Below are 5,847 nucleotides of genomic sequence, written 5' to 3' on the forward strand. Positions count from 1 at the left end.
CGAGGGCAAAATCGCCATTCCGCCAGGCGGAACGTTGGAAAAGGGGTCGCTCTATTCCATGTTTATCCGCATGCTGCTTCATAACGCGATGGAAGAACAGAAGCGGCAGGAGGCTCTCGAGGCGGAAGACGACGATGATGAATAGCCTAACGCGAAGCGTATCTCGTGAAGCGCCAATGATCCTGAGAGATAAGTGTATCTAAAAAGATAAAAATGTATCCTACGAGATACGAGCGACTCGATCAGAGTTTTTTGAAGGCGGTGTGAGCCGCCCGGATGGTCTTCTCGATATCCTGTGTGCTATGAGCAGTCGAGAGGAAGGCGGCCTCGAATTGGGAAGGCGCGAGATAGACGCCCTGCTCCAGCATATGGTGAAAAAAACGGCCGTACCGTTTCGTATCGGACTGTTTCGCCGTATTCCAGTCCACGACAGGACCAGGAGTAAAGAAAGTCGTGAGCATCGAGCCGACTCGCGTTTGTGTTACGGAAATCCCTGCCTTGTTTGCAGCCTCGCCAATCCCTTTTGCTAGAACTGCCGATCGCTCGTCGAGTTTTTTGTAAACCCCCTTCATCCGCAACTGCTTGAGGGTTGCCAATCCCGCGGAGACTGCCAGCGGGTTACCGGAGAGCGTACCGGCCTGATACACCGGCCCGACCGGTGCGATGAGATCCATGATCTCTTTCCGCCCGCCATAGGCACCGACCGGCAATCCGCCACCGATGATCTTCCCGAGAACCGTGAGGTCCGGTGTGATGCCGTAGAGTGCCTGTGCCCCCCCATAACCGACACGGAATCCTGAAATGACCTCGTCGAAGATCAACAAAATATTGTGATCGCTGGTCAGCTGCCGCAGTGCCGCGAGGAAGTCGGGGGCAGGGGGGACGACTCCCATATTCCCTGCGATCGGCTCGATGATGATGCAGGCCAGCCGATCCCGGTTGGATTTGATCAGTTGCTGGACTGTATGAATATCATTATAGGGAGCGGTGAGAGTATGTTTGGCAAAGTCTTCCGGTACGCCCGGTGAATCCGGAATCCCCAAGGTAGCCAGACCTGATCCCGCTTTAGCCAATAGATAGTCTCCGTGGCCATGATAGCAACCTTCAAACTTCATGACCCCTGTTCGCTTGGTGAATCCGCGCGCCACGCGGATGGCGCTCATGACGGCTTCGGTGCCGGAGCTGACGAGCCGGACCTTTTCCATGGAAGGGAAGGCGTTTCGTATTTCCCGGGCCAGTAATACTTCCGGCTCAGTCGGTGCTCCGTAACTCGTGCCTCGTCCAGCCGCGCTTTTGATCGCGGTGACCACCGCGGAAGGGGCGTGGCCTAAAATCATCGGCCCCCACGACAGCACATAATCGATATAGACATTGCGGTCCACATCATAGAGCCGCGACCCTTTCGCTCGCGCGATAAAGCGCGGTTGCCCGCCGACCGAGCGAAAGGCCCGGACAGGGCTGTTGACGCCGCCGGGAATGAGTTGTTGAGCTTCGCTGAACAGCTTGGCAGAGCGGGATGTTCTCATAATGGGGGCGCACCCTATCACGCAGGGCGAGAGTCGGTCAAGAAACTCATTGGTTGTGCGATCTCTTCCGAGAACATCGCGCGAGGTCAAAAAATGTCGTAACAGATACCGTTCTATGGATTAGATACGGTGACAGATTTTAAGGTTCGACTCAAATGGGAGTTCCTCTTAATTCTCACCCCCGATCGCTCTTTGGTCTAACGGCGCGATTCTTGCTGTATGATTCTTGTGATTGCTCGATCATTAGAATAGCGAGACGATATGCAAGTCATCTGTTCATGGTGCCGTGGAGAAGGTCGCATCGGACTCGTCGGAGAAAAAGCCCCCCTCGACGATCGCCGGGAGACGCATAGCATCTGCATCGAGCATGAGAAAGCGGTGCGGGCCCGATGGACCGCGTGCCCAGGGGGGATAGGTTCATGTCGAACGTCCGGCGAGAGCCTGAAGGATCGGTCTTCGCCTCTTCGTCTAGTGGTGCGATCGGTCGTGCGGTTCTATGTCGGCTTGAGGAGAGGTGCCCCAAGGATTCATGGGTAGTTTATTCGAATCGGGTGACCCTGCCACAGCTCGTTGAGAAAGTCTTATTTTCTGGGTCGCTTGGGTGAACGTTTAGGGCTGGGTTTCATCTTGGGTGGCTTCGAATCGGCAAAAGCGAATTCCTCCAGCTCCCAGCGTTTGCGTTTCGATTTCTCCTGCTCGGCAATTATAAACACGACATGAAATGGGGCGCGCCGACCTTCGGCGGTGTGTCCCTTGCTCCAGGCCTCGCCGGCGTCATTGAGAATTTCCAGCAATGTTTCATACTCTTCTTCATCCTCAGGAAGCACGGCTTGTGTGTCAGTAATGAGTAAGATGTATCCTTTGGCCGGAAGCCACTCTAAATCGGCCAGACACTCCTCCAGCGCGTCCCAGTTGTGTCCGAAGTAATCCGGAAAGGCGAGTGCCCGTGCGAACTCATCGAAGAGACCCGATGGAGTTCGGCATTTCTTCCCTTGAATGGTGCGCACGGCAAATCCCGGCGGCGCTTTCACCAACGCCGAGGTGGTGGTCCCTCGAGGGACGACAAGAAGAGCCGACCAGGGGGGTGCGGCGTTGCCAAGATGAGCCTGTAAGGTAAGGTCTCCCGCCATAGAGCTATTCGCCGATTTGGACGTTAGTTAAGAGGCATAAACGTTCGGTAATGGTCTCCGGTATAGTAGGCCTTCCCGTTTCGTTGCTCGATGACGATTCGCTCGGCATCGCGCCCGCGCCCTCGAATCTTTGGATTGACATCATACTCTCGATAGTAGCCTCGCGGAAGGCGTCGTTCTCGGTTTTGGAAGTCACGGCCTCCGATGTAACCCGGGAGCGGTACCCCACCGCGCTCTTCGAGCCGTTTGAGCAGATCGTAGGCTTTCCGTGGAGGTGGTGTGCGCGAGGCCGGCGGTTCTATTTGATCCGGAGGGCTGACAAAGGTGTCGGCATTCAGAGGTCCGTCGGCATGGTCGGTAGCGGCGATGGAGACCGACGACACCAGGCTGAACATGCACAGCAGGGCGATGAGAAGACCGATGAGCCGAATCCTTCTCCATCGAAGGGTGGACACAGCCTCTTCTCCCTTGGCAAGACAGTGACCCGCAAGGCGACCGTAGCATTCACTTTTGAAGAAGGTCAAACAATGTACGAGCCATCACCTCGTTACCTGGATGTCTCCAGTCCCGTTTGCTAGAATGAGGCAGCTTACACGGACATCAGAAGAAAACGGTGCCGGACCACGCCCATGGGTCATCGTGCGAAACCTGCGTGTGTGATATCCATCCGGTTAGACGCGTGATACCTTTACTCAGGTGCCTCGTCCATTACGTTGTCGCTCTGGCCGTCCTCGCTCTGGCCGTTCCTTCGAGCGCCCAACTGAGTCCGAGCGGTTCGATGAAGCGATCTCCGGCGGAAGTCGTGAAGCGGTATGTTCTGTTGGACCAGAAGGGGGCTCGTTTAGACGCTCCATCATTCGACACGTTACTTCCCTATATTGATTGGAGAGAAGAACCTGTATGGGGCCGTATCGTTGTCGTCCAGGAATCAACAGTCCCGGAGGACTATCGAAAATGGGAGATTCTCAACAATCTGGAAGTGGTCATCCCTGTCACGTTTCACGTACGGGGGGCGGTCTATCTAGAAACCGCAACCTTCGTGCCCGAGGAAACGACGGAAGAAGTTCGTTTTCACGTGAAGGTTGTGAAGAACTATTGGCGAATCGTTTCGCCGATCATCCCGCCTCACGTCGGACTGAAACGAATGGTGAGCTTCGCACGAGAGGCGGAAGTCCATGAACAAGACGACGCGCAGCGTACCCTGCTCACCACGCTCATCGACTCCCTGCGAAAGGCTAGGTAATGGACAAAACACCCGTTGATTTGTTGATTTTCGACTTGGACGGTACACTGATCGAATCGAAGTGGGACATCGCGCAATCCGTCAACTGTACCCTCGCCGAGCTTGGATTACCAGAACGCCCCATTGAGGAAATTTTCGGTTTTGTCGGCGATGGCGTCAAACGGTTGCTGCGTCTTGCAGTCGGGGAGGGAAATCAGGCCAGATTCGAAGAAGCGTTGAAAGTCTTTCGAAGGCATTATCTCGAACATTGCTTGGACCGGACAAGCTTCTATCCCGGTATTGAGCCGATGCTGCAACATTTCGCCCACAAAGACAAGACGATTGCAACCAACAAGTCGATCGAATACACCCGCGTGATCCTGAACGGTCTGGGCCCGCAACATTTCCGGTACATGGTCGGCGGAGACAACGGGTTTGGGCTCAAACCGGAACCGGGGATGATATTACACATCCTGGAAAAAATAGGCGCGCCGAAAGAACGGACGGTCTTGGTCGGCGACAGCACGAATGATATCAACGGAGGGCATAACGCCGGCATTCGTGTCTGTGCCGTCGGGTATGGCATGGGAAATCGAGCAAAGATGGAAGCTTGTCAACCCGATTGGTTCATCGAAAAGCCGGAACAACTCATGGAGATTTTTGTATGAAACAGAGGTCACGGTTAAGACCAAGGCTGAGAAAAGATCCTATTTTCAGGCGAAGAAGGTTTTTTGTTTTTTGCCTGACCCTCGCGCTGATTCTTCACCTCAACATTGGCGTACTCTTTGCGGCCGCACCGAGTCTTGCCGAGCGAGTGATTGAACACAGGCTCGCGAACGGATTGACCATCCTCATGGTCGAACGGCATCAGACGCCTGTCGTTTCCATCAACATCACCTTCGCAGTGGGCGGCATCAATGAACAGTTCGGGCAAACCGGTCTCGCGCATCTCTATGAGCATATGGCTTTTAAAGGCACACGGTTGGTCGGCACGACCAACTATGAGAAGGAAAAACCGATTTTGGACGAACTTGCATCGGTCGGGGCCGAGCTCGACCAGCGGGAGCGAGATGTAGCAACCAAAGGAGGCGCCGCAGCGGCTGATGAGCGGGCGACGATTGAATCGCTTCAGAAGCGATTCTTAGACCTACAAGCTCAGGCCTCGCGTTACGTTGTCGGGAATGAGATGGCTCTGTTGTATCAGCGGCACGGCGGGGTGGGACTCAATGCATCGACGGGCAAAGACGTGACGCGGTACATGATCAGTTTGCCGTCCAATCGGTTGCCTTTGTGGGCGGCCATCGAGTCGGATCGAATGGCCAACCCTGTATTGCGCGAGTTTTACAAGGAACGCGGTGTCGTGATGGAAGAACGGCGCTTGCGCAACGACGACAGTCCGCACGGCCTGTTGTTCGAAACCTTCACATCAACTGCATTCCGGGCCCATGGTTATGGAGTTCCGACCATCGGATGGGGGTCCGATATCCTGTCCTTAACACCGGCCGATACGGAAGCCTTCTTCAAGACACACTATGGTCCCAATCGCGCCACGATTGCTCTGGTCGGAGATATCAATCCGAAAGAAACGATTGCTCTGATCGAACGGACGTTCGGGAAGATTCCTGCCGCGCCGCCATCGCCTCCTTTGGTGACGATCGAGCCGGAACAACGGGGCGAGCGACGAGTCGAGGTGGAGTTCGACGCGGAACCGGCTATCGTCATCGGATACCATAAGCCGGCGCTAGGGCATCCGGATGATGACGTGTTTGACGTGATCGACGCGGTGATGAGCGACGGACTCACGTCCCGGCTGCATCAAAAGTTGGTCCGCGAGAAGCGGCTGGCTGCCTCAGTCGGGTCGGATGCGAATCATCCGGGCGTGCGTGCGCCGAACCTATTCATTCTCACTGCTACGCCGTTGGCCCCTCATACGACGGCGGAAGTAGAAGCCGCCATCTATGAAGAGATC

At 55.4% G+C, this 5,847-nt stretch carries 6 protein-coding genes; 3 read left to right on the forward strand and 3 right to left on the reverse strand.

Translation table 11 applies throughout. The features are described 5' to 3' along the window. Nucleotides 1-242 precede the first annotated feature (242 nt). From hemL to ACOSYY_RS09310, 3 genes are all read right to left on the reverse strand, one after another. Nucleotides 243-1,526, reverse strand: a complete 1,284-nt coding sequence (hemL, locus tag ACOSYY_RS09300; protein WP_421661990.1) for a glutamate-1-semialdehyde 2,1-aminomutase — start codon at nt 1,524-1,526, stop codon at nt 243-245. Between the two features lie 581 nt (nt 1,527-2,107). Further along, complete coding sequence (locus tag ACOSYY_RS09305) at nt 2,108-2,656, reverse strand: barstar family protein (RefSeq protein WP_421661991.1); 549 nt, start codon at nt 2,654-2,656, stop codon at nt 2,108-2,110. 23 nt (nt 2,657-2,679) lie between these two features. After that, nucleotides 2,680-3,111: a guanyl-specific ribonuclease gene (locus ACOSYY_RS09310; protein WP_421661992.1), complete on the reverse strand. Its 432-nt coding sequence runs from the start codon at nt 3,109-3,111 to the stop codon at nt 2,680-2,682. Nucleotides 3,112-3,434: 323 nt separating this feature from the next. Here ACOSYY_RS09310 and ACOSYY_RS09315 point away from each other — a divergent pair, with 323 nt between their 5' ends. The 3 genes from ACOSYY_RS09315 to ACOSYY_RS09325 all read left to right on the forward strand — a co-directional run. Further along, nucleotides 3,435-3,899: a hypothetical protein gene (locus ACOSYY_RS09315; RefSeq protein ID WP_421661993.1), complete on the forward strand. Its 465-nt coding sequence runs from the start codon at nt 3,435-3,437 to the stop codon at nt 3,897-3,899. Beyond that, nucleotides 3,899-4,546, forward strand: coding sequence for an HAD family hydrolase (locus ACOSYY_RS09320; protein WP_421661994.1), 648 nt, complete (start codon nt 3,899-3,901; stop codon nt 4,544-4,546). Before ACOSYY_RS09315 ends, ACOSYY_RS09320 begins: the two co-directional genes overlap by 1 nt. After that, on the forward strand, nt 4,543-5,847 hold a 1,305-nt coding region (locus tag ACOSYY_RS09325; protein ID WP_421661995.1), incomplete at its 3' end, for a M16 family metallopeptidase. The genes ACOSYY_RS09320 and ACOSYY_RS09325, both read left to right, overlap by 4 nt.

The sequence above is a fragment of the Nitrospira sp. BLG_2 genome, from assembly GCF_049222245.1.

What these genes read in the sequence shown, in the direction of transcription:
- ACOSYY_RS09315 (WP_421661993.1), top strand. Translation starts at nt 3,435, where the DNA reads ATGAAGCGATCTCCGGCGGAAGTCGTGAAGCGGTATGTTCTGTTGGAC.
- hemL (WP_421661990.1), bottom strand. Translation starts at nt 1,526, where the DNA reads ATGAGAACATCCCGCTCTGCCAAGCTGTTCAGCGAAGCTCAACAACTC.
- ACOSYY_RS09320 (WP_421661994.1), top strand. Translation starts at nt 3,899, where the DNA reads ATGGACAAAACACCCGTTGATTTGTTGATTTTCGACTTGGACGGTACA.
- ACOSYY_RS09305 (WP_421661991.1), bottom strand. Translation starts at nt 2,656, where the DNA reads ATGGCGGGAGACCTTACCTTACAGGCTCATCTTGGCAACGCCGCACCC.